We start from the raw sequence: 24,118 nt of genomic DNA on the forward strand, positions 1-24,118 counted from the left end.
AGTCCTTCATGAGCGATCGGCGGGCGGATTCGAGGAGGCGGCTGCTTCCTCCCGGTCGTACTGCGACGGCGCGTCGTCGTCGAGGGAGTCTCGCGCCTGGAACGTGCCGCGCTGGAACCCGGCCAGCGAGGAAGCCGCACGTTCCGCGGTGAAGTCTTCCAGCTCCCCGTCCTCCTCGGCCGGTCCTGCCTCCTCCCGCAACTCACTTGCCAGACTGGTCTGCGGCACCCGCCGTGGCAACGGGGCGAGCCCGCCGAGATCGGTGGTCTCCGGGGGCTCGGCGGACCGGGCCGGGGGAATGGCGGGCAGCGCCCTGGGCGCGGGGCCCGGTAGCTCGGCCGCCTTCTCGGCCGCGGCGGCGACCCGCTCCACCGTGACGGCCTCGTCGGCGCCCTTCGCGGCGACCGGCGCCGGATCGTCCAACGGCTCGGGTACGACGATCTCGTGCGGGATCAGCACGATCGCGGTGGTGCCGCCGTACGGCGAGGAGCGCAGCGTCACCGCGATGCCGTGCCGGACGGCGAGCCGGGCGATCACGAACATGCCCAGCCGCAGGTCGTCGGCGAGGGCGACGACGTCGAACTGCGGGGCCACCGCAAGCTGTTCGTTGAGCGAGGCGTAGTCCTCCTCCGACATGCCGAGCCCGCGGTCCTCGACCTCGATCACCAGGCCCTTGGCGACCATCGCGGCCCGCACACCGACCGGGCTGGGCGCGGGGGAGTACACCGTCGCGTTGTCGATCAGCTCGGCCAGCAGGTGGATCACGTCGGCGACCGCGGGCGGCGCGAGACACACCTCCTCCTCGGTGTGCACCTCCACCCGCTGGTACTCGGCGACTTCACCGACGGCACTGCGCAGGATGTCGATCAGCGCGACCGGCTCGGTCCAGCTGCGGCGCGGCTGCTCACCGCTGATGACGACGAGGTTCTCCTCGTAGCGGCGCAACTGGCTTGCCGTGGAGTCCAGTTCGTACAGGCCGCGCAGCACCTCGGGGTCGTCGTGCCGGCGTTCCAGCTGGTCCAGCTTGGTGAGCTGGAGGTTGACCAGGTTCTGGCTCTGCCGGGCGATGCCGAGGATGACCTTCTGGAACCCCCGCCGGGTGTCGGCGAGTTCGATCGCGGTGTGCACTGCGGTGCGCTGCGCGGTGTTGAACGCCTGTGCCACCTGGCCGAGTTCGTCGCCGCCGTAGTCCAGCGGCGGGGTCGCCGACTCCACGTCGATCTTCTCGCCGCGGTTCAACCGGGCGACCACGTCCGGGAGTCGGTCCTCGGCCAGACTCAGCGTGGCCATCTTCAGGCCGCGCAGCCGGCGGGACAGCGAGCGGGTGATCCGCCAGGACATGCCGACGCACAGCAGCAGGGCGGCGAGTCCGCCCGCGCTCAGCACCGCGGCGGTGGTGAGCAGGCTGTGCGCCTTGTCGGAGCTGCGGTCGAGAAGTCCGGCCGTCTGCTGCCTGATCATGATCGTGTACTGGTCGCCGACCTCGGTCAGCGCGGCGTTCCACTGCTTCTGCAGGTCGGGCAGGGCGACTTGGCCTGCCTTGCCGCCGCTCGCGGTGCCGGCCGCCAGCACCCGGTTCTCCACCGACTCCAGGGTGTTCCACTGCGAACTCTGCAGGACCCGCTCGACCTGCGTCTTCGCGCTGCCGGTGAACAGGCCGACGATCTGGGTCTCGACCAGCCAGCGCCGGGCGTGCACCTGCTCCGCGAACTCCTCCCAGGTCTTGTCGTCGAGATACCCCGAGGGCCAGGCCAGCGTCAGCTGCGCGTCCTCCACGGAGACCATCTCGGCGCCGCGCTCCAGCGTGATGAGCGGCCCGGCCTGCGAGGTGAGGTCGCCGTCGTCGACCTGGGAGAGCGCCTGGAACGCCTGCATCTGGTCGTTGATGATCGCGGTGTACTGGTCCAGCGCCTGCTGGGCCGTGATGTCACTGGGCTTGTCCACCTGGTCGCGGTAGTACTCCAGGCTGTCCACCGACGCGACGACCGAGTACATCCGGTCCCTGATGCGGGCCGGCGCCTTCTTGATCGCGCCGGACCGGCCCACGAGTTGGGCCACCGCCTTGTCCGTCTTCACCCGCTGCGCGTCCAGCGCGGCGCGGGAGCCGTGCGGCGAGGCCATCCAGGCCGCCGACAGACTGCGTTCCTGCTGGAGCGCGAGCGCGGCCTCGGTGCCCATGGCGCCGGTCGACATGCTCAACTCGGTCTGCGAGCGCAGCCGTAGCCCCTCCGCGAACATCTGGGTCGTCGTCACGCCCCACATCGCGGCCAGCGTGACGCTGGGGACCAGGGCGAGCATGATCAGGGAAATGCGTATGGAACCGACGTGGCGCCGGGCACCTGTCCGTGGAGACATCGTGGTCGTCCTCGCTACATCCTCGTACGAAGTGTCCGGTCAGCGCGTTCCGTTGGCCGCGTACTTCGCGACCGCGCCGACGTTCGTCTTCGTCACGAACGCCGGGCCGGTGAGCACGGGAGCCACCCCGCCGCCACTGATGTTGCCGTTGGTCTTGTACAGCCACAACGAGTCCACGGCCAGATAGCCCTGCAGATACGGTTGTTGATCGACCGCGAACTGTACGGCCCCGCTCTGCACGGCCTTGACCAGGTCCTGGTTGAGGTCGAAGGTCGCGACCTTGGCCTTGCTGCCCGCCGCCTTCACGGACTTGACCGCGGACAGCGCGAAGTCGGCGCCCATCATGACCACTTCGTCGATGCTGGGGTCCTGCTTGAGCCGCTCGGTGACACCGGCGGCCACGGCGTTCATGTCGGTGCCGTCCACATAGAGCATGTCGGTCTCGCCGGTGAACGCCTTCTTCACGCCCGCGCAGCGCGCCTCCAGGGCGACATTGCCCCGCTCGTGGATCACGCACAGGGCGTGCTTGGCCTGGAGGGCGTCCAGTTTCTCGCCGACGGCGCGGCCCGCGACGCTCTCGTCCTGCCCGAAGAACTCCAGGACGCCGTCCGACTGCCAGGAGTCGATACCGGAGTTGAGGCCGACCACGGGAATGTCCGAGGCCTTGGCCTGGGCGATCGGCGCCTTCATGGCGTCCGGCTTGGCGAGCGTCAGCGCGACGCCGTCGACCCCGTCCCGGATCGCGTCCCGCACCAGCTCGGCCTGCCCGGTGGCGTCCGGGTCGCTCGTGTACGTCAGCTCGACGCCGTCCTTGGCGGCGGCTGCCTCGGCCCCCTTCTGCACCAGCACCCAGAAGGCGTCGCCCTTGCTCGCGTGGGTGACCATGGCGATCTTGAGATGGCCGGTGCCCGCGGCACCGGCCGCGCCCGTGCCCGAACCGGACGCGGAATCACCGGTTCCGGAGCAGCCGGCGAGCAGCAGACAGACGGCGACGGCGCCGGTCAGCGCCGTGCCGCGGATGCGACGGAAGGGGGCGTGAGGTGAGGGAGGAGTGGTCATGGGGGGTGCGGCACCTCGCTGTGCGGCCGAGCTCGGGGACGGGGAGAGTGCGCCCGGAGCCGTATGAGGTGCGCCGACCGGGTGACTCCCGCTGGGCCGGAGCCAATCGTGTGTGACCGCTGGTAGTCAAGTGAGCAGCGACCCGGAGTGAGTTGTTGCTGCCGCATTGTGATCATCTCGACGCCGCAAGGAGGTTGAGAAGGTTACGTACGGGGGGACGGACGGTTACGTCGGCAACTCGGGCTCCAAGTGTGGGACTTCACGGTCCTGAGGGCCGCGGATGGAAGAAATCCGAGATCCCGTGGACCGCGATGGAGGGGACCGCCCCCACGATCCCACGCTTCGGCCATGAGACAACTCAGCACACAGACACGGTCGTCCGCCCCCGAGGGGGCCCACCCCCGGCGCTGGTCGGCACTGGCCGCCCTGCTCCTGGCCGAGGCGATGAACCTGCTGGACGCGACCGTGGTGCAGGTGGCCGCGCCCGCGATCCACGCCGGACTGGGCGGATCGGTCTCCGACATCCAGTGGTTCACCACCGCCTACACCCTGCCGTTCGCGGTACTGCTGATCACCGGGGGCCGGTTCGGTGACATCGCGGGCCGACGACGGCTGTTCGTCCTGGGCGTCATCGGCTTCACCGTCGCCTCCCTCGCGTGCGCGCTCGCACCGGGCGTGGGCTTCCTGATCGCGTTCCGTGCCGTGCAGGGCGCGTCGGCGGCCCTGGTGATCCCGCAGACCATCGGCCTCATCAAGGCGATGTTCGTGGGCGACGAGATGTCACGCGCCCTGGGCAGCATCGGTCCGGTGATGGGCCTGGCCGCGGTCTGCGGTCCGGTGCTCGGCGGCGTCCTCACCCACGCCGACCTGTTCGGCTCGTCCTGGCGCGCGGTCTTCCTGGTGAACATCCCGCCGGCTGTCGTCGTCCTCGCGCTGTCCCGCCGCCTGCCGGAGAACCGCGCCCCGAGGCGCCCCGCGCTCGACCTCACGGGCACGCTCCTCGCCATGTCCGGCACGGCACTTCTGGTCCTCCCGCTGATCGGAGCGGACATCTCGCGACTCTCCGCCCGGAGTCGGGGCTCGCTGGCCGCGGGCCTGCTGACCCTGGCGGGCTTCGCGCTGCACCAGCGCGCGGTCGCCGCGAGGGGCCGCAGCCCACTGGTGGAACCGAGCTTGTTCGCCCAACGGGGTTTCCCCGCCGCCCTGGTGGCGTCCACAACCTTCTTCGCGGTGACGACTGTCAGAGGTCGAACTCGTGCGGCGGCAGGTCCAGGGTGAAGCAGGCCTCGCGGACCACGGCCTGCTCGGTCTTGTCGAAGTCGCCGTCCGCGCCGCCGATCACGATGCCGATCTGGATCACGGCCCGTGCCTCGGCGGGCTTCTTCTTCGCCTTGGCGATCTCCTGCAACACGCTGACCTTGCCGAAGGCGAAGTCGGCCGTCAGCTTGTCCAGGTTGGCGTCGAAGCGGTGCTGGAGGTCCATCGCGTCGAAGTTCTGCAGCACCTCGTTGCTCGCGATGAGCTGGGCGACGCGCTGCCGCTCCGAGGGGTCCACCGTGCCGTCGGCGGCGGCCACGAGCGCGCACATCGCCATGCTCGCGTCGCGGAACGCCCCGCTCTTCAGATCGTTCTTCTTCGCCACCAGCTGGGTCTGCATCGTCGACGCGGACTCCTTGAAACGGTCCCACAGGGCCATGCGCACTCCATGTGTGTAGTCAGGCGTAGTCAGGCGTATACAAATCCGTGTCTGCGACACCGTGGAAACTCCCCGGATCGGGGAGAAGTTCCGGCCCCCTAGACTGGGGCGGTTCGTACGAAAGCAACGGCCAGGGCGGGAGGCGACGACGGTGCAGACAGCCGGCCGCGGCTTCGAGGACCCGTCCGCCGACGTGCTCGCGGAGGCCGCCGCGGCCTTCGGCCTCCTGGCCTCGCCCGCGCGGCTGCACATCGTGTGGGCGCTGTCCCAGGGCGAGAGCGATGTCACCGGGCTCGCCGAGCGGGTCGGCGGCGCGCTGCCCGCCGTCAGCCAGCACCTCACCAAACTGAAACTCGCCGGACTGGTCCGCTCCCGCCGCGAGGGCCGCCGCCAGGTGTACTTCGTCGACGACCCGGACGTGGTCGACGTGGTCCGGCTCGCGGTCGCCCGCCGCACCGACCGCGCCGACCGCGATGTGCCCGCCCCCCGCCTCCGTGGCCTCTGACGCCGCCGCCCACCGGCACACCCCGCTCCAGGCGCTACGGCACCTCGACACCGGCCCGCGCGGACTGACCGACCCGGAGGCCGCCGCCCGGCTCGCGGCGACCGGCGAGAACACCCTCCCGGAACGCCGTACGACCCCCTGGCACCGCCTGTTCCTGCGCGGCCTGCGCGACCCCTTCACCGCCGTCCTGCTCTGCCTCGGCCTGGTCTCCGCACTCGTCGCCTCCTGGGGCACCGCCGCCGTGATCCTCGCGCTCGTCGCGGTCAGCTGTGTGCTGCGGGCCGGCGGCGAGCACCGGGCCGACCGCTCCCTGCACGACCTGCGCGAACTGGTCGCCTCGACCGCCTGCGTGCTGCGCCGCGCGGACGCCGGGGCGCCGGTGCGGGCCCGCGAGATCCCGGTCGCCGAACTGGTCCCCGGCGACGTGGTCCGGCTCGGCCCCGGCGACCTCGTCCCGGCGGATCTACGACTCCTGCGCGCCAGCGGACTGACCGTGCACCAGGCCGCGCTCACCGGGGAGTCCGCGCCGGTCGCCAAGGCCGCCGTAGAACTGCCCGGTGGGGCCGACGAGGGGCCGTTCGCCCAGCCGCACCTGTGTTTCCAGGGCAGCGGGGTCGTCTCGGGCAGTGCCACGGCGGTCGTCCTGGAGACGGGCGCACGGACGAGGTTCGCCGCCGCCCACGGCGAGCCGGTGCGACGCGGGCCGAGCGCCTTCGACCGGTCCGTGCACGGCGTCTCCTGGGTGCTGATCCGGTTCATGCTGCTGACGCCCCCGCTGGTCCTGATGGCCAACGCGGCCCTGCGCGGCCGGGGCCTGGAGACACTGCCGTTCGCCGTCGCGGTGGCCGTCGGACTGACCCCCGAGATGCTTCCGGTGATCGTGACGACCTGCCTCGCGCGCGGGGCGGCGCTGCTCGCCCGTACGCACGGCGTCGTCGTCAGACGGCTCCCCGCCCTGCACGACCTGGGCGCCGTGGACGTCCTCTGCCTCGACAAGACCGGCACCCTCACCCAGGACCGCCCGGTCGTGGAACGCGCCCTCGGCCCGGACGGCCGCGACGACCCGGACGTCCTGAACCGGGCCGCCACCGCCGCCTGGTGGACCCTCCAACTCGCCGACGCACCGGTCCCGGACGCCCTCGACGAGGCACTGCTGGCCGCGGCCGGGCCGGTGGGGGAGGAGTACGACGGGATCGTGGCCGTGCCCTTCGACCCGGTGCGGCGGCTCGCCTCGGCCGTGGTGCGCGGCGACGCCCTCGGGACCCACACCCTCATCGTCAAGGGCGCGGTCGAGGACGTCGTGGAGCGCTGTCTGCTGGAGCCCGGCGAACGGGACCGGCTGCTCGCCCTGGCCACCCGCGAGGCCGAGTCCGGACTGCGGCTGCTGGCGGTCGCGACCGCCGAACTCCCGGCCCGCACGCGCGCGTACACCCCCGCCGACGAACGGGGCCTGACCTTCCGGGGCCTGCTCACCTTCCACGACGCCGTCGACCCGGCCGCGCCGGAGGCCCTGCGCGCCCTGGCCGAGCTGGGCATCGGCGTGCGCATCCTCACCGGCGACCATCCTGCTACGGCTGCCCGGGTGTGCCGGGAACTGGGACTGGACCCCGGGCAGGTGCGGGTCTCCGCCCGCTGCACGCCTCAGGACAAGGCCCGCGCGGTCGCCGCCCTGCGCGCGGCCGGACACACCGTCGGCTTCCTCGGAGACGGCCTCAACGACGTGCCCGCGCTGCGCGCCGCCGACGTCGGGATCGCGCCGCGGGCCGCCGTCGACGTGGCCCGTGAGGCCGCCGACGTGGTGCTCGCGGGGAAGGACCTCACCGCGATCCGGCACGCGGTCACGACCGGCCGGCACAGCAGCGCCAACATCGCCTCGTATCTGCGGGTCACGTTCTCCTCGAACCTCGGCAACGTCATCGCGATGCTCGCGGCCGGTCTGCTGCTGCCCTTCCTGCCGATGCTCCCGGCCCAGGTGCTCGCCCAGAACCTCTGCTTCGACCTGGCCCAACTCGCCTTCGCCCACGACCGGCCGGGCGCCGCCGCGCTGCGCCGGCCCACCGAGCTGCGGCCCCGGGCGTTCCTGCGGTTCATCACCGGGTTCGGGGTGCTCAACGCGGTCGCCGACCTCGCCACCTTCGCCGTGCTCGCGCTCGCGCTGCGCGGCCCCGACGCCGTGGACGACGAGGTGCTGTTCCACTCGGCCTGGTTCACCGAGAACCTGCTCACCCAGGCTCTGGTGATGCTGCTCCTGCGGACCGGCCGGAGCCTCGCGGAGGGCGGCGGACCGGGGCCGGTGGGGCGGGCCGCGGCCGTCCTGGCCGCCGTGGGACTGCTGCTGCCGCCGACTCCGCTGGGCGCGGCGCTCGGCATGACGGGGCTCGCGCTGCCCTACTACCTGCTGCTCGCGGCCGTGCTCGGTCTGTACGCCCTGGCCCTGATGGGTCTGCGATCCACTCGTGGGTTGTACAGTTGCGCAACATAGCAACTGTTGTCAGGGACGAAAGGGCGAGATCATGCTCCGCAACGGACTGGAACCATGGCACCTGCTGGTCGTAGCGATCATGGTCATCCTGCTGTTCGGCTCGAAGAAGCTCCCCGAGGCCGCGCGCGGGCTGGGCAAGTCGATGCGCATCCTCAAGAGCGAGGCGAAGGCGATGAAGGAGGAGAGCAACGTGGCGCAGTCGGTCCCCGTGGAGCCGACCGCCGTGCACACCTCGACCGAGGCCCCGGCGACCACTCCCACTCCCACGGTCACCGAACCGCCCGCCGCCGCACGCTGACGGCAGGCGGGCATGCGTCGAGCCCCGGCGGTTGCCGGGGCGTGACGCCTTCAGGGCCCTGAGGATCAGGCCTGGTGCTGGAGTTCCGTCTTCGTGGCCGACTTCGCCTCGCGCTTGCGGCGCCGGCGCTCCGACCGCGGCTCCTGGTCCGGCAGCCAGCCGAACGTGAGGCAGCTGCCGACGACTCCCAGCAGCAGCCCGACGAAGAAGCCGCCGAGGTTCGAGGTCAGCCAGGAGCCCAGCGTGCACAGGACCCCGACGATCGAGTAGAAGAGCCGCTGGCTCGGGCTGAACAGGATCAGCAGGCCGAGCAGCACCATCAGCACGGGGAGCAGATAGCCGGTCATGCCCTGCATCCCGATGTGCATCGCGACCTTCAGCGACACCTTCTCCGTGAGCAGGATCTCCGCCCCGCCCAGGGCGAGCAGCAGCCCGCCCCAGAACGGACGACTGGCCCGCCAACTTCTGAAGGCGGGCCGCATCCCCTGCCGTGACAGGTTGTCGGACATCAGCAACCCGAGTCGCTGAAGCTGAGCTTGAGGCCCGGCAGCTTGAACACACCCGCCGTGGTGGCGTAGTTGGTCTGCCGCAGGTTGTCGATGTGCACGGTGTCGGACTGCTGGCTGAAGACACCCTTCTTGCCCTGCACACCGGCCTTGGTGAGCGTGCTGGCGTCGTTGCCGATCTCGATGTTGCCGAACGCGGCGTCGCCCGAGAGCTCCGTCGAGTCCGTGGTGAGGTCGGTCGCCGTCACCTTCGTCGAGCCGCTGCCCGCCTTGATGAGCAGGTTGATGCCGCCGAGGTCGACGCTCTGGCAGAGGCTGTCGAGCGTGGCGCTCTTGATGGCGGAGGTCATGACCAGCACCTGCCCGCCGGTGTCACCCGCGTTCGGGCTGTTCGGGATCATGTTGTCGAGGTCGCCGAACTGCTCGAAGCCGGTGCCGTCGAGCGACTTGGCGGTGACCGTGAACGGCATGCCCGAGATGGAGAACTGCACCCCCAGGGCGCCCTGGGCGGTGAGTATCCCGAGGGCGGCGGCGGCCAGGGTGGCCGGCACCGCCATCACCGCGGCGCGGCGCAGTCGGACCTGACCGCGTCTTTCGGGAACCTCGGCGGTCTCAGGTGCGGAACCGGTTTCCGGGTTCTCGGGGGTGTTGCCTGCGGACGAGTTGGCGTCCGAGGGTGAAGCCATGTCTGCTCCCATGTGCTGCTCTAGTCAACGCGAGTCGGTATGCAATGTGGCGCGTTGTCCTGGCGCGGACAGCGAGTGCGGCGCAGCCGTCCTCACAACTCCCGGCGGGTGCAAGGGCTTTCAGGTTACGCAGCAGTAGCCGTCGAGGAAGTTACCGGGGGTTACATTCGAGGGTCAAGGGAGTTGTGGAAAAAGAGTGTTGATGATGTGCCACCTGTGAGGCAAGGCCTGTCGGCGATCTCCTGGAGCCCGGCGCCGCACACCGATCGGCGCACCAACTTGACTTGCACGTCTTGACGTTGACGGACACTCAGGTCTACAACTCTCCCTTGTTTGCCGGATCCGTGGCGCCGGATCCGGCACGTGGCAGGAGCCGCGTTCCCGGACTTTCCTTTCCACAAGGGCATTTCACGCCCGCAGAGTCCGAACCCCCGCGGCCCGGCACGGCCGCTTCCCCCCTGGTCCGTGCCGTCCGCCCCACCGCCCGGCCCGGCCGGAAGCCTTCAACCCCCGTGGGCCTCCGGCCGGTCCCCGGCCGCCGTCGCCGGCCCGTTGCGTACGGAGAAGGCGTCACGGGCCGGCGACGGCCAACTCGCGCGCCCCAAAACCCAGTTCACCCACCCTCGGAAACCCCCCAGTTCCCCACCCCCCAAAGAACCCCCCGGTTCGGCCCCACTTCGGAAGAAGAGGTACACCCGCATGCGCACTCGCACCGTCCTCACCCTCGTCGGCTCCGTCGCCGCGCTCACCCTCCCCTTCACCGTCCCGGCGTCGGCGGCCGACACGGTGCTCACCACCGGCAGCCTCGGCGGCAGTGCCGTCGCCGTCGGCGATGTGCTGACCGCGCCCCTGGCCACCGGCACCAGCGCCACCCTGTACTCCAGCGCGACCGGCACCAGCGGCATCAAGTGCACCACCTCGCAGTTCACGGCGACCGTCACCGCCAACCCGACCGCGCCGGGCACCGCCACCGAGTCCGTCTCCGGGCAGTCCTTCGACAGCAGCAGCTGCACCAGCAACGTCCTCGGCGTCCTCGGCGTCTCCAGCATCACGGTCGACAACCTGCCGTACACCACCGCCGCCGCCTCGGACGGCACCCTGACCGTCACCCCGGCCAGCGGCTCCACCATCCAGACCACGGTCAAGCTGACCACCCTGCTGGGCAGCATCACCTGTGTCTACCAGGCGCCCAGCCTGAGCGGCACGGCCAGCAACACCGACACCAGCATCAACTTCACCAACCAGGCCTTCACCAAGACCTCGGGCTCGTCCCTGTGCTTCAGCGCGGGCTACTTCACCGCGAAGTACGCCCCGGTGACCGATGGCGGCGCGCCGGTCTACACCAACTAAGGAGCAGAGCAAGCAGGGCCTGTACGCGCCGAGTTCAGCGTCGGCGCAGTCGCAGGGCCAGGGCGGCGCCCCCGGTGAGCACCAGCACCGCGGCGGCGCCGCCCGCCAGCACGGGCGCCGAAGGGCCGCCCGAAGAGGCGTCGACGTCGGACGCCACCGGACTGCTGCCCGGCGCGGTGGTCTCCTCGGCGGGGGAGGCCTTCTGCGCCGCGGCGGACGCCGTGGCCTCGGCCGAAGTGCTCGCGGCCGCAGGGGACTTGGCCGGAGACGATGACGGACTCGCCGTCTTCCCCTTCGAACCGGCCGTCCCCGTCGTGGACTTCGACGAAGAGGTGGCGCCGCCAGGGAACACCACGTCCGAGCACGAGTAGTACGTGTCCTCGGTGCTGCTGTTCTGCCAGATCGTGTAGATCAGTTGGCGCCCAGTGCGGCCCGTCGGCAGCGTCGCCTTGATGCGGTACGCGCCGCCCGTCAGCGGCGGGTCCTTCACCTCGGCGAACGGCTGCGTCGGCAGCTCGGACCAGGTGAGCGCCTTCGACGGGTCGTAACCGGCGTTCGTCAGATACAACTTGAACGTGCCGGTGTGCGCGATCGTCGACGCGTACGTCATCGTCAGCTTCGCCCCCGGCGTCAGCCGCGTCGACGGAAAGTCGGCACGGGCGAGGTCGAGCCCCTTGTAGTCGGACAGACCGCCGCTGCACAGCTTCCCGTCGGGGATCAGCTGCCGGTCCCGCCCGTTGACGTCCGGGACCCGGATGTTGTCCCAGAAGGTGAAGGGCTGTCCGTTCGCCGCCACGGCCGCCTTGCAGGCCGCCGTCCCGGCCGCGCTGCCGCCGTCCGGCGAGCAGGCGTACACCCGGCTGACCGGATACGTCGGCGCCCCGTGCGCCTGCGCCGGACCCGCCGCCCAGACGGTGAGCAGCAGCGGGGCCATGGCGGCGCCCGCCATGGCGGTGCGATGTGCGGTCATCCGGGACATCCGGAACGTCTCCTCGGCCGGGGCGGGAACGGTCTGTCCGTGTCATACGGCCATCGGGCCCCCCGCGTTCAGTCCGCCCCATGGCCCCCGTGCCCCACGCGTGCAGCCCGCTCCCGCCGCGTGAACCGGGGCAGATCGGTCAACCGGCCGATGTCGAGGGCGGTTTCCGGCCCGATCGAGGGTTTCCCCCGTATCTCTATGACCTTCTCTTTGCCTATCGTTTGGCCACAGCTGACCCACAGGCAACCCCTGGTGAGGCGGCTGCCCGCGTCCGGCGCTCTTCGGATCGACCCCCCGCCGCTTCGACGACGAAGCGAATCGACCGCGGCTCCGCCCTGCTCGGAGTCCGGCCACGAAAGGCAAGCCCTTGCGCACTCCCACGGCATTCCCCACCGGACGGACCCTGATATCCGTCGCCGCGGTCTCCGCGGCCCTCCTCGCCACGGTGGCCACCTCGGCCGCCGTCGCCCAGGAACCCACCGCCCAGGCCGCCGCACCGGCCCTGTCGGGCCAGACCGAGGCCGCCCCCGGCGCCCTCGCCCAGCGCCTCATCGTCGGCTACAAGTCCGGTGCGGCGGAGGCGAGTTCGAACCGGGCCGCCGAAGCCGACGCCACCGCCAAGGGCAAGGAGACCGGCGAGGACGTCGACTTCCAGCGCCGCCTCGGCACCGGCGCCGCCCTCGTCGGCCTCGGGGACGCGCACAGCACCACCGAAGTCGCCGACGTCATCGCCGAGTTCAAGTCCGACCCGCAGGTCTCCTACGTCGTACCGGATCGGCTGAACACCCCGCAGGCCGACCCGAACGACACCGAGTACGGCAAGCAGTGGGACCTCTTCGAGCCCACGGCCGGCATGAACGTGCCCGCCGCGTGGCCGACTTCGACCGGCAGCGGGGTCACCGTCGCCGTCATCGACACCGGCTACGTCACCCACTCCGACCTCGCCGCGAACATCGTCGCCGGCTACGACTTCATCACCGACACCGCCGTCTCGGTCGACGGCGACGGCCGCGACAGCAATCCGGCCGACCCCGGCGACTACTACGCCGCGAACGAGTGCGGTACGGGCATCGGGGCGAGCAACTCCTCCTGGCACGGCACCCATGTGGCCGGCACCATCGCCGCCGTCACCAACAACGGCAAGGGCATCGCGGGCATCGCCTACGGCGCGAAGATCTCCCCGCTGCGCGTCCTCGGCAAGTGCGGCGGCTACGACTCCGACATCATCGACGCCATCACCTGGGCCTCAGGCGGCACCGTCTCCGGCGTCCCCGCCAACGGCAACATCGCCAAGGTCATCAACATGAGCCTGGGCGGCGACGGCGCCTGCACCTCGGCCACCCAGAGCGCGATCACCGCCGCCGTGAACCGCGGCACCACGGTCGTCGTGGCGGCGGGCAACGACAACGACAACGTCGCCAACCACTCGCCCGGCAACTGCGCCAACGTCATCTCGGTGGCCGCCACCAACCGCGCGGGCGCCAAGGCGTCCTACTCCAACTACGGTACGGGCGTGGACATTTCGGCCCCCGGCGGCCAGACCAGCACCGGCACCGCCAACGGCATCTACTCCACGCTGAACTCCGGCACCAAGACGCCGTCCACCGAGTCGTACGCCTACTACCAGGGCACCAGCATGGCCACCCCGCACATCGCGGGCCTGGTCGCGCTCCTGAAGTCGGCGAACTCCTCGCTCACCCCGGCCCAGATCGAGTCTGCGATCAAGGCCAACGCCCGCGCCCTTCCCGGCAGTTGCTCGGGCGGCTGCGGCGCGGGACTCGCCGACGCGGCCAAGACCGTCCAGGCCGTGAGCGGCAACGGCGGTACGACGACAGGGACCACCTTCTCCAGCACCACCGCCGTCGCGATCCCCGACGCGGGCTCGGCCGTCGAGTCCCCGATCGCCGTCAACGGCCGTACCGGCAACGCCCCTTCGGCCCTCCAGGTCGGCGTCGACATCACCCACACCTACCGCGGCGACCTCGTCCTCGACCTGGTCGCACCGGACGGATCGACGTACCGTCTGAAGTCCGCGAGCACCTCGGACTCCGCCGACGACGTCAAGGCCACCTACACCGTGGACGCCTCCGGTGAGACCGCCAACGGCACCTGGAAGCTGCGGGTCCAGGACACCGCCGCCCAGGACACCGGGACCCTCAACAGCTGGAAGCTCACCTTCTGAGTCCACAGCTCACGCACAGAAACCGACCGGCCGACCCGTAAGGAGAGGCGCGCCCCCGCGGGCGCCTCCCCGGGGCGGCCGGTCGTTCGTATGGCCGAGAACGGTCGCTGACACGTGCCACAGATACCGAAAGTGGTCAAGAGTCGGGGTGTGGGTGACAGAGAGGTGCAAGTGATGGGAACGTGGGGGCTGTTGGTGGTCTTCGAGGGCAAGGTCGAGGACATCGGACGGTGAGCTACTGTGTGCAGGGGGTAAGAAAAAACGGCATGGGCCGTTGTTTTTTCCTTCACGGGAGTGTTTCAGTCGATGGTGAGGCAGCTACGGGCCGAACAGACCCGCACAACGATCATCACGGCCGCCGCCGAGCTGTTCGACCGGCAGGGCTATGAGTCCACCAGCCTCAGCGACATCGTCGACCACGCCCAAGTCACCAAGGGCGCCCTGTACTTCCACTTCCCGGCCAAGGAAGACCTCGCCCATACCATCCTGGAGATGCAGGTCAGGGCCTCGCGGCAGATGACCAAGGACATGGACAGCCGGGGCTACTCCTCACTGGAAACGCTGATACGTGTCACTTTCGGCATGACCCGGCTGGCCGTAGAGGGCCCCATCCCGCGGGCCGGACTCCGGCTCGCCGCAGGGGAGATCGAGGTACGGCCCCCGATGCCGCACCCCTTCACGGAGTGGCTCGACATCGCCGCCCGCAAACTGGCCGGCGCGGTCGCGGAGGCCGACGCGCACCCCGACATCGACGTGGAGGCCGTCGCCCGCACTCTTATCGGCCTCTTCGTCGGTATCCGCGTCATCGGGCGTGCCCTGGAACCGGTTGCCCTCCAGCCCCGCAGAACCGCCGAGATGTGGCACCTGGTGATCCGCGGAGTGGTCCCCGTCCCGCGCCGCGCCCGCTATCTCAGCCTCGCCGCGCGGCTGGAGCGGGAGATCGGCGCCGGCTGACCCGCCCGGTACGGTGAGGCGCATGCCCGAAACCCCCGCCGCGCCCGTGATCCTCGGCAACGAGCCCGGCTCGTTCCCCCACAGCGTGCTGGCCGAACGGCACCCCGCGATCATCCAGCAGGTACGCGACGCCTTCCCCTACGGCCCCGCACAGCACCGCGCCCTCGACGCCCTGCTGAAGAACTGCACCGAGGGCACGGTCCAGCCCCTCCCCGCCGACGCCCCCGACCGCGCCCAGTGGGCCGCCTGGGGCACCGACGAGTACACCGGACAGTCCTGGTACGACATCCCCTGGCTCTGGTCCGAGAGCTACTTCTACCGCCAACTCCTGGGCGCCGTCGGCTATTTCGGCCCCGGCGCCTGGCAGGGCATCGACCCGTTCCGCCCCTTCAAACGCGCCGAACTCGACGCTCCCGAGACGGACGAGGAACTCGCCGCCCTCGACGCGCTGGAGGACAAGTCACCGGCGGAGCGCGGGCAGGCGCTGCTGCACGGCTCCCTCTGGGGCAATCGCGCGGACCTCGGCTTCCGCCTCTCCGCCGCCGGAGCGGAATCGGCCTCGCGGGCCCCCGCCCCGGCCCTGGTCGCCGACGACAGCGACCGGTTGTGGTCGCTCCTCTCCGGCACCCTGTGCCTCGTCGCCGACAACGCGGGCCGCGAACTCATCCCCGACCTGCTGCTGATCGCCCACCTCCTCGACCAGGGGCGCATCGAACGGGCGGTCCTGCACATCAAGCCCCACCCGTACTACGTCTCCGACGCCACCACCGCCGACGTCGTCGACGCCCTGCACCGGCTGACCGGAGCGCCGGGTGCGGCGGCGACGTACGGCCGCCGCCTCTGGTCGGCCATGGCGGACGGCCGCCTCACCGTGCGCGCCCACCCCTTCTCCTGCGCCCCGCTGCCGTACGCCGACATGCCCGCCGACCTCCGCGCCGAGTTCGCCGCGGCCACCCTGACGATCGTGAAGGGCGACCTCAACTACCGCCGCCTGGTGGGCGATCGCCTCTGGGCCCCGACCACACCCTTCGCGGACGTCACCGCCTACTTCCCGGGCCCGGTCGCCGCCCTGCGTACCCTCAAGTCCGACGTGATCACCGGCCTCGACGCCGACACGGAGGCCGCGCTTATCGCGGCGGAGGAGCAGCGCTGGCGCACGGGCGGCACCCATGCGCTGATCCAGGTGAAGGGGATGTCGCCAACCCTCGTTGTGTAGTTGGGTCGTTCACTGACGTTCTTGTCGCACGAGGGGAGTACGACCGAGATGCGTATCGGAGTGGCACCGCACCGTCTGTGGCCCGACAGGGACGAGGAGGTGGACGAGGTCCTTCAAGTCGCCCTCAGAGCGGAGGAGTTGGGGTTCGACCATGTCTTCGCGAGCGGCCACGCGGTGGCCGGTGCGACAGGCGTGACCCCGGACCCGCTGATCCTGCTGGCGGCCGTGGCCGGGGCGACACGACGGGTCGGGCTGGTCACCAGTGTGCTGGTGGCGCCGCTGTACAACCCGCTGATCCTGGCCCACCAGACCGCCACCCTCGACCGCCTCTCCGGCGGCCGTCTCACGCTCGGCGTCGGGACCGGCTGGGACACCGAGGAGTACGCGGCCGTCGGCGTCCCGTTCGCGGGCCGGGGCCGCCGGGCCGACGAACAGCTCGCCGCCGTACGGCAGTTGTGGCGCGGCGAGGGCTCGGCGCGGCTCGGGGTGCTGCCCCGTACCGAGGGCGGACCCGGCGTCTGGATCGGCGGACAGAGCGACGCGGCACTGCGCCGGGCCCTGCGCTTCGGCGACGCCTGGCACGGCTCCGGGGTCGACGCCGAGGGGCTCACCGAGGTGCGGGCGCGGCTCGACGCGCTCGGCGGGGAAGCGGGACGCGATCCCGGTGAACTGGCCCTGACGGCAGGGCTGTTCCTCGTGCCGCCCGGGTTCACGCCCGCCGTGAAGGTGCCGGGACGCCCACTGGGCGGAGCCGACGCGAGCGCCGAGAGCGTCCGGGACGAGCTGGGCCGGCTGTCCGACGCCGGGCTGGTCTCCGCGTCGCTGTGGCTGCCGGTGAGTACGGAGGCACTGCCGGACGCGCTCGCGTGGGTCGGCGAGGAGATCGTTCCGCGCCTGGATGTTGTCGGGCGTCGACAGGTCGGCGACCAGCGCACCCTGCGTCGCCCGGTTCAGCGAGGCGTTGAACGCGGCGGTACCGGCCAGCGCCGCCCCGGGCAGGGAGGGGACACGTGAACCCCGTAGTCTGCGCGCGTAGAAGTGAACGCCACAAGATGCGGGCGAAACTCATGGGTTCACCGCCGATTCACGCGATGGTGTGATCATGTCCCCTGCCCGGGATGGCCGTTGAGGGGCGCGGGTAGGGCCCGGCCATGACCCAGCCGTTCGAACTCCCGCACTTCTACATGCCGTATCCCGCGCGACTCAACCCGCATCTGGACGAGGCCCGCGCCCACTCCTCCACGTGGGCACGCGAGATGGGCATGCTGGAGGGCTCCGGGATCTGGGAGCAGGCCGACCTCGACGCGCACGACTACGGCCTGCTCTGCGCCTACACCCACCCCGACTGCGACGGGCCCGCCCTGTCGCTGATCACCGACTGGTACGTGTGGGTCTTCTTCTTCGACGACCACTTCCTGGAGATCTTCAAGCGCAGCCAGGACCGCGCCGGCGGCAAGGCCTACCTCGACCGGCTCCCGCTCTTCATGCCGCTCGACCTGGCAACTCCCGTACCGGAGCCGGAGAATCCGGTCGAGGCGGGACTCGCCGACCTGTGGGCGCGCACGGTGCCGTCGATGTCCGTCGACTGGCGCCGCCGCTTCGCCGTCGCCACCGAGCACCTCCTCAACGAGTCCCTGTGGGAGCTGTCCAACATCAACGAGGGGCGCATCGCCAACCCCGTCGAGTACATCGAGATGCGCCGCAAGGTGGGCGGCGCACCCTGGTCGGCGGGGCTCGTGGAGTACGCGACCGCCGAAGTGCCCGCCTCCGTCGCCGGATCGAGGCCGCTGCGGGTGCTGATGGAGACCTTCTCCGACGGCGTCCACCTGCGCAACGACCTGTTCTCCTACCAGCGGGAGGTCGAGGAGGAGGGGGAGAACAGCAACGGCGTGCTCGTCCTGGAGACCTTCTTCGGCTGCACCACCCAGGAGGCCGCCGACACCGTCAACGACGTCCTCACCTCCCGGCTCCACCAGTTCGAACACACCGCGTTCACCGAAGTACCCGCCGTGGCCCTGGAGAACGGCCTCACCCCGGACGAGGTCGCGGCCGTCGCCGCCTACACCCAGGGTCTCCAGGACTGGCAGTCCGGCGGCCACGAATGGCATCTGCGCTCCAGCCGCTACATGAACGAAGGCGCCCTCGACAACTCGCCGTTGAACGGACCGACCGGGCTCGGCACCTCCGCCGCCGACATCGGCGCGCTGCTCGCCTCCGCCGGCGCCGAACGGCTGCGCGCCTACACCCACGTCCCTTTCCAGAAGGTGGGCCCCTCCCAACTCCCCGACTTCTACATGCCGTTCCAAGTCGAACTCAGCCCGCACCTCGACGGCGCCCGGCACCGCCTCGTCGACTGGATGCACTCCGTCGGCATGCTGGAGGAGGGCGTCTGGGACGAGGAGAAACTCGCCGCCGCCGACCTCCCGCTCTGTGCGGCCGGCATCGACCCGGACGCCACCGAGAAGGCCCTCGACCTCAGCTCGCGCTGGCTCGCCTGGGGCACCTACGGCGACGACTACTACCCCCTCGTCTACGGCGTCCGGGGCGACCTAGCCGCCGCCCGCGTCACCACGGCCCGCCTGTCCGACTGCATGCCCGTCGAGGGACCGGCGGTCGTCGTACCGGTCAACGCCATGGAACGCGGGCTCATCGACCTCTGGGCCCTCACCACCGCCGAGATGCCCGTCGACGACCGGCACACCCTGAAGGACTCGATCAACACGATGACCGAGAGCTGGGTCTGGGAACTGTCCAACCAGATCCAGCACCGCATCCCCGACCCGGTCGACTACCTGGAGATGCGCCGCGCCACCTTCGGCTCCGACCTCACCCTCAGCATGTGCCGCATGGGCCACGGCCCGAAGGTCCCGCCCGAGGTCTACCGCACCGGCCCGGTCCGCGCCCTGGAGAACGCGGCCATCGACTACGGCTGTCTCATCAACGACGTCTTCTCCTACCAGAAGGAGATCGAGTACGAGGGTGAGGTCCACAACGCCATCCTTGTCGTCCAGAACTTCTTCGGCATCGACTACCCGACCGCGCTCGGCGTCGTCCACGACCTGATGACCCAGCGCATGCGCCAGTTCGAACATGTCGCCGCGAACGAACTGCCCGTCGTCTACGACGACTTCGACCTCTCGGACGAGGCCCGCGAGATCATGCGGGGCTATGTGACGGACCTCCAGCACTGGATGGCGGGCATCCTGAACTGGCACCGCGAGGTCGACCGCTACAAGTCCGGCTACCTGGCCCGCCGTTCACACGGCTTCCTCCCGGACCGGGTGCCGGCGATGCCCTTCAGCTGAGGTCCCGGACCCGCTCGGTCACTTCCTCGGCGAGCTTCCGTGCGGCCGTGGCAGCGGCGCCCGAGAGCTCGCCGAGTATCGCGTCGGCGGCGGCCAGGGTCGCGCGGGCCTCCTCGGGGAGGTCCGCGTCGGCCAGTGCGCGGGTCAGGGCGTAGTGCTCCTCGGCGATGAAGCAGCCTAGGTTCACGCCCCGCCAGTGCCGGAGCGACTCGTCCCCGGGGTCGGCCAGTGTGTCCCGCAGGGTCGCCAACGTCCTTACGGCCTCGGCCAGTTGATCCGTCTCCCGCTCCAGGCGGGCCTGGGTCAGCCGGGCCGAGACACGATCCCACGCCGTCTGCTGGAGGGCGGCGTAGAGGCGCTGGGCGCGCAGCGCCTGGACGCGGTCGCCCAACTGCTCGAACTCGTAGGCCGGCCCGCGCAGGGGAGACGGATCCAGCGCCTTCGGGGTGCCCGGCCGCCGCAGCAGGCTCTGGTCCATCTCGATCTCGTCCAGCCGGCGGATCAGGGCCGCCCGGGCCAACTCGGTGAACCCCTGGTCGGCCGCCAACTCGGTCCAGGTGGACGGGGGTTCGTCGGAGGGGTCCGTACCGAAGAGTGACTCGTCGAGCTCCCGGGCCCACTCCTGGAGGGCTGCCCCGTCCGCGTCCGGCCCCGGCAGCTCGCTCAGCCCGCACGCGGTGTCGAAGTCCGTCTCCCGCACCTCGTGCAGCAGCGGCAGATCCTCGGTGTGGCCGTGCAGCCCCACCAGCACGGCGGCGAGCCGCAGTTCGTCCGTCATCGACGACTCCGTCTCGCGTCGCAGCAGGTGCCGCAGCAGCTCCAGATCGCCGTCCGCGCGGTCGAACTGCGCGGCCCGCAGGGCGAGTCGACGCCGTACGGGGTCTCCGCCCACGGTGTCCCACACCGTACGGTCGCCCGCGCGCAGCGCCGCCAGGTCCGTCCGCCCCTCGGCGAGCACCGGCTCCCACAGCGGGGGCCGGGGATGCCGGTCGAGGAGGGCGTAGGCGCCGCCCTCCTCCGCGTTCAGGAGCAGGAAGTCGGGCTCCGTGCGCAGCAGGGCCGCGTGCAGCATGCCGATCAGCTCGACCGGGGAACGCTCGGTCAGGCCCAGGGCGGCGCGGAGTCGGGGCCGCGCCTCGTCGAGGCCGTAGTCCTCGCGGAACTCGTCCTCCGTCTCCGTGACCGCCGCCAGGATCTTCTCCGGGCCGTCGGACGGGGACAGGTCCAGATGGTCGCGCCAGCCCGGCAGACCGATCACGAGCTCCAGCGCCTCGTCGACACTGGAGCCGATGATCCCGGCCGAGCCCTCGGAGTCGGCGTACAACACGGAACCGTCCGCGCACACGAAGTACGTACCGCCCGCGCCGTCACCGGCCACCGGCCGCAGCGGGGCGCCCGAGGCGAGCCGGACCGGCTCGACGTGGTCCGCTCGCTCCAGGTCGAAGTCGAAGGGGAACGCGGCCAGTTCGGCCAGGTGGGCGTGGAGTCGGAGCAGCCGCAGGGCGTGATCGGTCATGTCACAGAACGTAACAGGCGGTACTGACAACGGGCCCGGGCCAGGGGAGGGAGGCGGCACGCGCACTTGCTGCGCGCAGGACCGGCTTCCCTCTCCTGACCGTCGGTCAGTCTCACTCGTTCGTGGCACGTCGGGCGCCGGTGCGCCGGGTAGAGCATCTGCCGGAGGCGATCCATGGAACAGACTGCGTTGCGTCCCAAGCCGATGCCCGGCCATGAGTCCGGCGACGGCACCAAGCCCGGTACCACCCGGCGCCCGCACGCCGCGCGGCGCCGCGGCCGACGGCTCATCACCCTGCTGTTCAGCGTGTTCGTCGGGACCGTCCTGGTGCTCTCGGGTGTCGGGCTCGGCACAGTCGGCGCCACCGTGATCGGTATGAGCAAACTCGCCGACATGCAGCGCCAGGCGGCCCGGCAACCGGCGCGGACGGCCACCCCGGGCACCCCGGCCGACCGGTCCGCGTCCGCCGCGAGTCCGATGTCGCCGCCTGCGTCGCCCACGTCCGCCACGTCGGCCGGCGCGACGCTCGGGGTAGAGGCCGTGGACGCGGAGAAGGCCGGCGCGCTGATCGTCGGCGTCCACCTGCCCGGCCCCGGGTACACGGCGGGCCTGGTCCGGGGCGACGTGCTGCTCACGTTCGGCGGTGCCCGGATCGACTCGGCGGCCGACCTCGCGCATGCCGTGGCCCGTGCCCACCCGGGGAAGGAGGTCACCGTCACGGTGCGCCACCGCAGCGGAGGCTTCCAGCAGTTCACCGTGGTCCCCGGCTTCGTCGTCTGACGCGCGGCGAGCCACGGAGGGTGCGGGCCGGAAGCGCGTCGTTCCCGTCGATCGGCTCGCGTGGGCCTCCGGGTGCGGGCAGGATGCTGCCCGTAGCCACCTTTCGCCCGTTCTCGGAGGCCTGAATGACCGGTAGCACGCCCGCGCCCTTCACCTCCGCCGACTACCGGGCCCGCATGGACCGCGCCGCGCGGGCCGCCGCCGACGCCGGTCTCGGGGGACTGCTGGTCGCTCCGGGCCCGGACCTGGTGTGGCTCACCGGGTACGCGCCCACCGCGCCCACCGAACGGCTCACCGTCCTCGTCCTGGCCCCCGGACGCTCCCCGGTCCTCGTCGTCCCCACCCTGGAGGCCCCCGACGCCGCCAAGGCCCCCGGCGCCGACGCCCTCACCCTGCGTGACTGGACCGACGGCAAGGACCCCTACGCGGCCACCGCGGCCCTGCTCGACGCGACCGGCCGCTTCGGCATCAGCGACAACGCCTGGGCGATGCATCTGCTGGCACTCCAGAAGACGCTGCCCGACACCACCTACGCCTCTCTGACCGACGCGCTGCCGATGCTGCGGGCCGTGAAGGACGCGGCGGAACTGCGGCTCATGGCAGCCGCGGGTGCGGCCGCGGACGCAACGTACGAGGAGATCCGGAAGGTTCCCTTCGCCGGCCGCCGCGAATCCGACGTCGGTGCCGATCTGGCCGATCTGCTGCGCCAGTTCGGGCACTCCCAGGTCGACTTCACCATCGTCGCCTCGGGCCCCAACGGCGCCAACCCGCACCACGAGGTCGGCGACCGGGTCATCCAGCGGGGTGACATGATCGTCCTCGACTTCGGCGGCCTCAAGGACGGCTACGGCTCCGACACCTCGCGCACGGTCCACGTCGGCGAACCCGACGACGAGGAACAGCGCGTCCACGACCTCGTCCGCGAGGCGCAGGAGGCAGGCTTCCGCGCGGTGCGTCCCGGAGTCGCCTGCCAGGAGGTCGACCGGGCCGCCCGCGCGGTCATCGACGACGCCGGGTACGGCCCCTACTTCATCCACCGCACCGGCCACGGCATCGGCGTCACCACGCACGAACCGCCGTACATGATCGAGGGCGAGGAACAGCCCCTCGTGCCCGGGATGTGCTTCTCCGTTGAGCCCGGCGTCTATCTGCCCGGCCGCTTCGGGGTGCGCATCGAGGACATCGTCACGGTGACCGAGGACGGCGGTCGACGGCTCAACAACACGGCCCGCGAGATGGCCCTGGTGGACTGACGACGACCAGGAGCCCCGACACCCCGAACGGCGACGGCGCGACCATGACCCAGGCACCGACACCCACCGCGGACACCGTCCGACAACTGGTCCGCTCCCTGCTCAAGGACAGTGCGGCCGACAGCACAGGGCCCGAGGTCCGGCCCCTCGCCGAGGGCGGCGGGCACTCCACGTGGTGGGTCGGCACCCGCCATGTGCTGCGCCTCGCCCCGGACCGCGAGGCCACCCTGCGACAGCGCCGCGAACTGCGTCTGCGCGACCTCGTACGGCCGTATCTCCCCGTCGCCGTGCCGACGGGCGTGGCGCACGGCGAGTGGGCGCCCGGGCTCACCTACACGCTGGACACGAGGGTGCCCGGCCGGTCATGCGAGGACCAGGACGTCTCCGCGGTCGGCGAGGCCGACCTCGCCGGGCTGCTCACCGGACTGCGCGAGGTGCCTGTCCGGCAGGCCGAGGCGCTCGGCGTCCCGCGCGCCGCCCCGCGCTCCCTGGAGGCCCTGCGCCGCGCCGCCGAGCAGGCGGCCGAACGGCTGGCCGCCGCCGACGAGTTCGACGCCGCACGCCTCCATCAGCTCACTCAGCCCGGCGCGGTCCAGCTCGCCGCGCAGTCCGCCACCGCGGTCCTCGTCCACCACGACCTCAAGGGCGAGCACCTCGTGGTGAGCGCCGACGGCCGGGTGCGCGGTGTCCTGGACTGGACCGACGCGGCCCTCGGCGATCCCGCGGAGGACATCGCCGGGCTCGCGCTGGCCGTCGGCGCCCCCGCCGCCGTCCGCGCCGCCACCCTCGCCGGCTACGGCGCCCGCCCCTGCCTGCGCGGCCTCTGGCTCGCCCGCTGCGACACGGTGGTCCGCCTCGCCGACCACCTCAAGAGCCGCGACAGCGGTCCTCTTCCCCTCCTGCGGGCCCAACTGCGGCGCACCTGGGAGGCGATCCTGCTGGAGCGGGTGACGGAACTGCGGGACGGGGACGGGGAGTTGTAGCGCGTAAGCGTCT

General features: G+C 71.3%; 20 protein-coding genes. 13 read left to right on the forward strand and 7 right to left on the reverse strand.

The genetic code is table 11. The features are described from left to right. Positions 1 to 6: 6 nt before the first annotated feature. Both ACIBJH_RS39790 and ACIBJH_RS39795 read right to left on the reverse strand, forming a co-directional pair. A complete protein-coding gene (locus tag ACIBJH_RS39790) occupies positions 7 to 2,355 on the reverse strand; it encodes a nitrate- and nitrite sensing domain-containing protein (RefSeq protein ID WP_399121810.1) in 2,349 nt (782 codons plus the stop codon). Between the two features lie 39 nt (positions 2,356 to 2,394). Further along, complete coding sequence (locus ACIBJH_RS39795; protein WP_399121811.1) at positions 2,395 to 3,414, reverse strand: substrate-binding domain-containing protein; 1,020 nt, start codon at positions 3,412 to 3,414, stop codon at positions 2,395 to 2,397. Between the two features lie 348 nt (positions 3,415 to 3,762). Here ACIBJH_RS39795 and ACIBJH_RS39800 point away from each other — a divergent pair, with 348 nt between their 5' ends. Then, positions 3,763 to 4,692, forward strand: coding sequence for an MFS transporter (locus tag ACIBJH_RS39800; protein ID WP_399121812.1), 930 nt, complete (start codon positions 3,763 to 3,765; stop codon positions 4,690 to 4,692). On the opposite strand, the gene ACIBJH_RS39805 is transcribed toward ACIBJH_RS39800, so the two are convergent. Then, entirely contained in the window at positions 4,655 to 5,110 is a 456-nt protein-coding gene (locus ACIBJH_RS39805; protein ID WP_399121813.1) for a tellurite resistance TerB family protein, read from the reverse strand. The genes ACIBJH_RS39800 and ACIBJH_RS39805 overlap by 38 nt on opposite strands. A gap of 151 nt (positions 5,111 to 5,261) precedes the next feature. Between ACIBJH_RS39805 and ACIBJH_RS39810 the strand changes: the two genes are divergently transcribed. Genes ACIBJH_RS39810 through tatA form a run of 3 tightly spaced genes read left to right on the forward strand, consistent with a single transcriptional unit; the run spans position 5,262 to position 8,395 of the window. Beyond that, positions 5,262 to 5,615, forward strand: coding sequence for a metalloregulator ArsR/SmtB family transcription factor (locus tag ACIBJH_RS39810; protein WP_201054316.1), 354 nt, complete (start codon positions 5,262 to 5,264; stop codon positions 5,613 to 5,615). Continuing rightward, on the forward strand, positions 5,584 to 8,097 hold the full coding sequence (gene mgtA / locus ACIBJH_RS39815) for a magnesium-translocating P-type ATPase (RefSeq protein ID WP_399121814.1): 2,514 nt from the start codon (positions 5,584 to 5,586) through the stop codon (positions 8,095 to 8,097). Before ACIBJH_RS39810 ends, mgtA begins: the two co-directional genes overlap by 32 nt. Before the next feature lie 31 nt (positions 8,098 to 8,128). Beyond that, positions 8,129 to 8,395, forward strand: a complete 267-nt coding sequence (gene tatA / locus ACIBJH_RS39820; protein WP_399121815.1) for a Sec-independent protein translocase subunit TatA — start codon at positions 8,129 to 8,131, stop codon at positions 8,393 to 8,395. Positions 8,396 to 8,460: 65 nt separating this feature from the next. Here tatA and ACIBJH_RS39825 read toward each other — a convergent pair whose 3' ends face one another. Together ACIBJH_RS39825 and ACIBJH_RS39830 are read right to left on the reverse strand one after the other, a co-directional pair. Further along, entirely contained in the window at positions 8,461 to 8,904 is a 444-nt protein-coding gene (locus tag ACIBJH_RS39825; protein ID WP_399121816.1) for a DUF6114 domain-containing protein, read from the reverse strand. Then, complete coding sequence (locus ACIBJH_RS39830; protein WP_399121817.1) at positions 8,904 to 9,587, reverse strand: DUF6230 family protein; 684 nt, start codon at positions 9,585 to 9,587, stop codon at positions 8,904 to 8,906. Before ACIBJH_RS39830 ends, ACIBJH_RS39825 begins: the two co-directional genes overlap by 1 nt. A 699-nt stretch (positions 9,588 to 10,286) precedes the next feature. Between ACIBJH_RS39830 and ACIBJH_RS39835 the strand changes: the two genes are divergently transcribed. Then, positions 10,287 to 10,937: a Tat pathway signal sequence domain protein gene (locus ACIBJH_RS39835; protein WP_399121818.1), complete on the forward strand. Its 651-nt coding sequence runs from the start codon at positions 10,287 to 10,289 to the stop codon at positions 10,935 to 10,937. A gap of 34 nt (positions 10,938 to 10,971) precedes the next feature. Here ACIBJH_RS39835 and ACIBJH_RS39840 read toward each other — a convergent pair whose 3' ends face one another. Next, the gene (locus ACIBJH_RS39840) at positions 10,972 to 11,916 is read right to left on the reverse strand and encodes a lytic polysaccharide monooxygenase (RefSeq protein WP_399121819.1); all 945 of its coding nucleotides are present in this window, start codon (positions 11,914 to 11,916) and stop codon (positions 10,972 to 10,974) included. Between the two features lie 367 nt (positions 11,917 to 12,283). Between ACIBJH_RS39840 and ACIBJH_RS39845 the strand changes: the two genes are divergently transcribed. The 5 genes from ACIBJH_RS39845 (at position 12,284) to cyc2 (ending at position 19,573) form a co-directional block, all read left to right on the forward strand. Further along, entirely contained in the window at positions 12,284 to 14,098 is a 1,815-nt protein-coding gene (locus ACIBJH_RS39845) for a S8 family peptidase (RefSeq protein ID WP_399121820.1), read from the forward strand. Positions 14,099 to 14,404: 306 nt separating this feature from the next. After that, complete coding sequence (locus ACIBJH_RS39850) at positions 14,405 to 15,052, forward strand: ScbR family autoregulator-binding transcription factor (protein WP_399121821.1); 648 nt, start codon at positions 14,405 to 14,407, stop codon at positions 15,050 to 15,052. A 22-nt stretch (positions 15,053 to 15,074) separates the two neighbouring features. After that, positions 15,075 to 16,268, forward strand: coding sequence for a damage-control phosphatase ARMT1 family protein (locus ACIBJH_RS39855; protein ID WP_399121822.1), 1,194 nt, complete (start codon positions 15,075 to 15,077; stop codon positions 16,266 to 16,268). A gap of 48 nt (positions 16,269 to 16,316) precedes the next feature. Then, positions 16,317 to 17,282 carry a TIGR03619 family F420-dependent LLM class oxidoreductase gene (locus ACIBJH_RS39860; protein WP_399121823.1) on the forward strand — a complete coding sequence of 322 codons (966 nt, stop codon included), beginning with the start codon at positions 16,317 to 16,319 and terminating at the stop codon, positions 17,280 to 17,282. Between the two features lie 137 nt (positions 17,283 to 17,419). Next, positions 17,420 to 19,573 carry a germacradienol/geosmin synthase Cyc2 gene (gene cyc2 / locus ACIBJH_RS39865; RefSeq protein WP_399121824.1) on the forward strand — a complete coding sequence of 718 codons (2,154 nt, stop codon included), beginning with the start codon at positions 17,420 to 17,422 and terminating at the stop codon, positions 19,571 to 19,573. On the opposite strand, the gene ACIBJH_RS39870 is transcribed toward cyc2, so the two are convergent. Next, entirely contained in the window at positions 19,566 to 21,089 is a 1,524-nt protein-coding gene (locus ACIBJH_RS39870; protein ID WP_399121825.1) for a hypothetical protein, read from the reverse strand. The genes cyc2 and ACIBJH_RS39870 overlap by 8 nt on opposite strands. A 174-nt stretch (positions 21,090 to 21,263) precedes the next feature. On the opposite strand from ACIBJH_RS39870, the gene ACIBJH_RS39875 reads away from it, so the two are divergent. The 3 genes from ACIBJH_RS39875 (at position 21,264) to ACIBJH_RS39885 (ending at position 24,105) form a co-directional block, all read left to right on the forward strand. Then, positions 21,264 to 21,869 carry a PDZ domain-containing protein gene (locus ACIBJH_RS39875; RefSeq protein WP_399121826.1) on the forward strand — a complete coding sequence of 202 codons (606 nt, stop codon included), beginning with the start codon at positions 21,264 to 21,266 and terminating at the stop codon, positions 21,867 to 21,869. A gap of 125 nt (positions 21,870 to 21,994) precedes the next feature. Next, entirely contained in the window at positions 21,995 to 23,122 is a 1,128-nt protein-coding gene (locus ACIBJH_RS39880; RefSeq protein WP_399121827.1) for an aminopeptidase P family protein, read from the forward strand. A gap of 44 nt (positions 23,123 to 23,166) precedes the next feature. Further along, positions 23,167 to 24,105, forward strand: coding sequence for an aminoglycoside phosphotransferase family protein (locus tag ACIBJH_RS39885; RefSeq protein WP_399121828.1), 939 nt, complete (start codon positions 23,167 to 23,169; stop codon positions 24,103 to 24,105). Positions 24,106 to 24,118 lie beyond the last annotated feature (13 nt).

The organism is Streptomyces sp. NPDC050548 (assembly GCF_044457385.1).
Classification (GTDB): domain Bacteria; phylum Actinomycetota; class Actinomycetes; order Streptomycetales; family Streptomycetaceae; genus Streptomyces.

What these genes read in the sequence shown, in the direction of transcription:
- ACIBJH_RS39790 (WP_399121810.1), bottom strand. Translation starts at nt 2,355, where the DNA reads ATGTCTCCACGGACAGGTGCCCGGCGCCACGTCGGTTCCATACGCATT.
- ACIBJH_RS39795 (WP_399121811.1), bottom strand. Translation starts at nt 3,414, where the DNA reads ATGACCACTCCTCCCTCACCTCACGCCCCCTTCCGTCGCATCCGCGGC.
- ACIBJH_RS39800 (WP_399121812.1), top strand. Translation starts at nt 3,763, where the DNA reads ATGAGACAACTCAGCACACAGACACGGTCGTCCGCCCCCGAGGGGGCC.
- ACIBJH_RS39805 (WP_399121813.1), bottom strand. Translation starts at nt 5,110, where the DNA reads ATGGCCCTGTGGGACCGTTTCAAGGAGTCCGCGTCGACGATGCAGACC.
- mgtA (WP_399121814.1), top strand. Translation starts at nt 5,584, where the DNA reads ATGTGCCCGCCCCCCGCCTCCGTGGCCTCTGACGCCGCCGCCCACCGG.
- tatA (WP_399121815.1), top strand. Translation starts at nt 8,129, where the DNA reads ATGCTCCGCAACGGACTGGAACCATGGCACCTGCTGGTCGTAGCGATC.
- ACIBJH_RS39825 (WP_399121816.1), bottom strand. Translation starts at nt 8,904, where the DNA reads ATGTCCGACAACCTGTCACGGCAGGGGATGCGGCCCGCCTTCAGAAGT.
- ACIBJH_RS39830 (WP_399121817.1), bottom strand. Translation starts at nt 9,587, where the DNA reads ATGGCTTCACCCTCGGACGCCAACTCGTCCGCAGGCAACACCCCCGAG.
- ACIBJH_RS39835 (WP_399121818.1), top strand. Translation starts at nt 10,287, where the DNA reads ATGCGCACTCGCACCGTCCTCACCCTCGTCGGCTCCGTCGCCGCGCTC.
- ACIBJH_RS39840 (WP_399121819.1), bottom strand. Translation starts at nt 11,916, where the DNA reads ATGTCCCGGATGACCGCACATCGCACCGCCATGGCGGGCGCCGCCATG.
- ACIBJH_RS39850 (WP_399121821.1), top strand. Translation starts at nt 14,405, where the DNA reads ATGGTGAGGCAGCTACGGGCCGAACAGACCCGCACAACGATCATCACG.
- ACIBJH_RS39855 (WP_399121822.1), top strand. Translation starts at nt 15,075, where the DNA reads ATGCCCGAAACCCCCGCCGCGCCCGTGATCCTCGGCAACGAGCCCGGC.
- ACIBJH_RS39860 (WP_399121823.1), top strand. Translation starts at nt 16,317, where the DNA reads ATGCGTATCGGAGTGGCACCGCACCGTCTGTGGCCCGACAGGGACGAG.
- cyc2 (WP_399121824.1), top strand. Translation starts at nt 17,420, where the DNA reads ATGACCCAGCCGTTCGAACTCCCGCACTTCTACATGCCGTATCCCGCG.
- ACIBJH_RS39870 (WP_399121825.1), bottom strand. Translation starts at nt 21,089, where the DNA reads ATGACCGATCACGCCCTGCGGCTGCTCCGACTCCACGCCCACCTGGCC.
- ACIBJH_RS39875 (WP_399121826.1), top strand. Translation starts at nt 21,264, where the DNA reads ATGGAACAGACTGCGTTGCGTCCCAAGCCGATGCCCGGCCATGAGTCC.
- ACIBJH_RS39880 (WP_399121827.1), top strand. Translation starts at nt 21,995, where the DNA reads ATGACCGGTAGCACGCCCGCGCCCTTCACCTCCGCCGACTACCGGGCC.
- ACIBJH_RS39885 (WP_399121828.1), top strand. Translation starts at nt 23,167, where the DNA reads ATGACCCAGGCACCGACACCCACCGCGGACACCGTCCGACAACTGGTC.